Annotated in this window: 2 protein-coding genes; both read right to left on the reverse strand. The window is 70.4% G+C overall.

The features are described 5' to 3' along the window. Positions 1–386: 386 nt before the first annotated feature. Positions 387–2,102 (reverse strand): arginine--tRNA ligase, encoded by a 1,716-nt coding sequence (argS, locus tag VIB55_RS22900; RefSeq protein WP_331878998.1) that lies wholly within the window; start codon positions 2,100–2,102, stop codon positions 387–389. Beyond that, positions 2,103–2,423 carry a zinc ribbon domain-containing protein gene (locus VIB55_RS22905; protein WP_331878999.1) on the reverse strand — a complete coding sequence of 107 codons (321 nt, stop codon included), beginning with the start codon at positions 2,421–2,423 and terminating at the stop codon, positions 2,103–2,105. Positions 2,424–2,846: the final 423 nt, after the last annotated feature.

Raw genomic sequence — 2,846 nt, forward strand, 5'->3', positions numbered from 1 at the left:
CCCCGTTGCGCAGGAGACCTGAATCGCGCTCCGGCTGGCCTGGTGCACTCGACCATGCGTGCAGTCCGCGAAGGCGGACTTTGGGCCGTCGTTGCCGCGACTTCAGTCGCCCCAGCAGGGCCGAGGCCTCTGCTCCGTGCCCGCCCCGCGCACCTGAGCCTTGAAGTGTACCCCCTCTCTCACGCTGTTTGTGGGAGAGGGTCGCACGCGTGTCAGCGCGGCGGGGTGAGGGGCCCCACGGCAGCCGAGGCCCGGGCTTCCGTGACCGCTGCCGCGCCCAACCGTTTACGTGTCCGCAACTAGATCCTTCGGCCCGCGTCCTTTGTGCTGCGGGCCGGTTCGGTGCGCCTGGGCCTCAGGATGACAGGCTTCGGTGCTCCGGCCGGCTACGCCGCTTCAGCCGTCTCGACTGTGTCGGCTGCTTCGGCGCGGTCCATCCGCTCGGGGGCGCTGATGCCCAGCACCGCCAGGCCGTTGCGCAGCACCACCTGCACCGCGCGCGCAAGCACCAGCCGCGCGCGCGACTGCTCGGGCGTCACCTCGGCGCCGATCACGCGTAGCGTGGCGTCGCGGTTGCCGGCGTGGTACCACGAGTTCACCGCGCCCGCCACCTCTTCCAGGTAGGCGCAGATCGCGTGCGGCGTGTGCGCCTCGGCCGAGAGGTGCACCTCCTCCGGAAAGCGCAGCAGCAGCTTCGCCAGCTCCGCCTCGGACTCGTGGGACAGCTGCGACAGGTCCGCCGACTTGGCGTCCAGCGTGGCCGGGTCGACCTCGGCGCGGCGGAAGATGGACCACATCCGCGCGTGGGCGTACTGGACCTTGTAGACCGGGTTGCGGTCGGACTGCTCCAGCGCCAGGTCCAGGTCGAAGGTCAGCTGGGCCTCGGCGCGGCGCATCAGAAAGAAGTAGCGCGCCACGTCCACGCCCACCTCGTCGTACAGCTCGCGCATCGTCACGTAGTCGCCCGCGCGCTTGCTGAACTTCACCTCCTGGCCGCCGCGCATCACCAGCACCATCTGGTGAAGCACGTACTCGGGATAGCCCGCCGGCAGCCCCAGCGCCCGCAGCCCGGCGCGGACGCGGGCCGTCGTACCGTGGTGGTCGGCGCCCTGCACGTTGATGGCGCGCTGGAAGCCGCGCTCCCACTTGCTGACGTGGTAGGCTACGTCCGGCAGGAAGTAGGTGGGATGGCCGGTGCTCTTGACCATCACCCGGTCCTTGTCGTCGCCGTACTCCGTCGTCCGCAGCCAGAGCGCGCCGTCCTTTTCGTAGACCAGCCCCGTCTCGCGCAGCCGCCGGATGGTGTCTTCCACCGCGCCGCCGCCGTACAGCGACGATTCCAGGAAGAAGGTGTCGAACTTCACCCGGAAGCCCTCGAGGTCGCGGTTCTGCTCCTCGCGCAGCACCTTCACCGCGTACCGCCGCATCTCGTCGAGCGCGTCGGATGACTCGTCGCCACGCCAGCGGTCGCCGTGCTCCGCCGCCAGCGACTGGGCGATCTCGCCGACGTAGCCGCCGTGGTAGCCGTCCTCCGGGAACGCCACGTCGTTGCCGACCGCCTGCTGGTACCGCGCCCAAACGCTGCGGGCCAACCGGGCAATCTGCTCGCCCGCGTCGTTGTAGTAGTATTCGCGTTCGACGGCCCACCCGTCCCACGCCAGCAGCTCGGCGACGGCGTCGCCCATCGCCGCCTGGCGCCCGTGCCCGATGTGCAGCGGGCCCGTGGGGTTGGCGGAAACGAACTCCACGTTCACCGCCTTCCCCTGCCCCGCGTTCGACCGGCCGTACGCATCGCCTTCGCTGACGATGCGCACCAGGCCGTCGCGCAGGTAGTCGCTGGAGAGGCGGAAGTTGATGAAGCCCGGCCCGGCCACCTCGGCCGAGCGAATGCCGGCGGCGGACGCGTCGATGCGCCCCACCAGCTCGTCGGCGATCTGGCGCGGCGCCTTGCGCAGCGGCTTGGCCAGCGCGAGGGCGACGTTGGTGGCCCAATCGCCGTGCTCCGGGTTGCGCGGGCGCTCCAGGACGATGGCGCCCGGCTCGCTTACGCCCATCTCGCCCAGGGCGCGGGCGATTTCCCGCTGCAGCTTTTCTACCGGCATCTACTCGCTCTTGGGTGCCGGCTTGGGCTCGGCCTTGGGGGCCGCGGCGGCGGTATCGGCTGCCTTGGTCTCGGTGGACGGCTTGGTCTCGGCGGGCTTTGCGCCCCCGTCGCTTTCGGCGGCCTTCGTGTAGCCCTCGCCGCGCTGGTAATCGGGGATGTAGAAGCCGCTTCCCGTGAAGACGAGCCCGGCGCCCGCGGAAATGCGGCGTTGCGCCGGCTTGCCGCACGCCGGGCAGTCGGCGACGGGCTCGTCGGACATCTTCTGGAACTTCTCGAAGTCGTTGCCGCACTCGGGGCAGCGATACTCGTACGTCGGCATCGGTATTTCGGTCGCTTGTACCTTTTCGTCACAAACCCGCGTAAGGTAATCCGCGGGCGCGGGTGCGGCAACGGAGGCCCCCTCCCCCGGCCCCGAGAGGCATGGGTGCGCTTCGACCGGCTGCCGATGCACGCCTCAGCAGCCCCCTCTCCCCGGCCCTCTCCCCCGCTGCGCAGGGGAAAGGGAGAATTCGACCCCGCTCCGGCAGGTGCGGCGCGCGCACCGTCATCCCGATGGAGCGGCCCCGACCAGCCTGCCCGTACGCCATGGACCGCAGCGACTGAGGTATCCGCCACACAGCTCGGATGGCGCTTCGTCCTCGCGGACACACCTTGGTTCTGGGCATGGGTGCGCTTCGACCGGCTGCCGATGCACGCCTCAGCAGCCCCCTCACCCCGGCCCACACCCCCGCTTCGCAGGGGA

Source organism: Longimicrobium sp. (assembly GCF_036554565.1).
In the GTDB taxonomy this organism is placed as follows: Bacteria; Gemmatimonadota; Gemmatimonadetes; order Longimicrobiales; family Longimicrobiaceae; genus Longimicrobium.

What these genes read in the sequence shown, in the direction of transcription:
- VIB55_RS22905 (WP_331878999.1), bottom strand. Translation starts at nt 2,423, where the DNA reads ATGCCGACGTACGAGTATCGCTGCCCCGAGTGCGGCAACGACTTCGAG.
- argS (WP_331878998.1), bottom strand. Translation starts at nt 2,102, where the DNA reads ATGCCGGTAGAAAAGCTGCAGCGGGAAATCGCCCGCGCCCTGGGCGAG.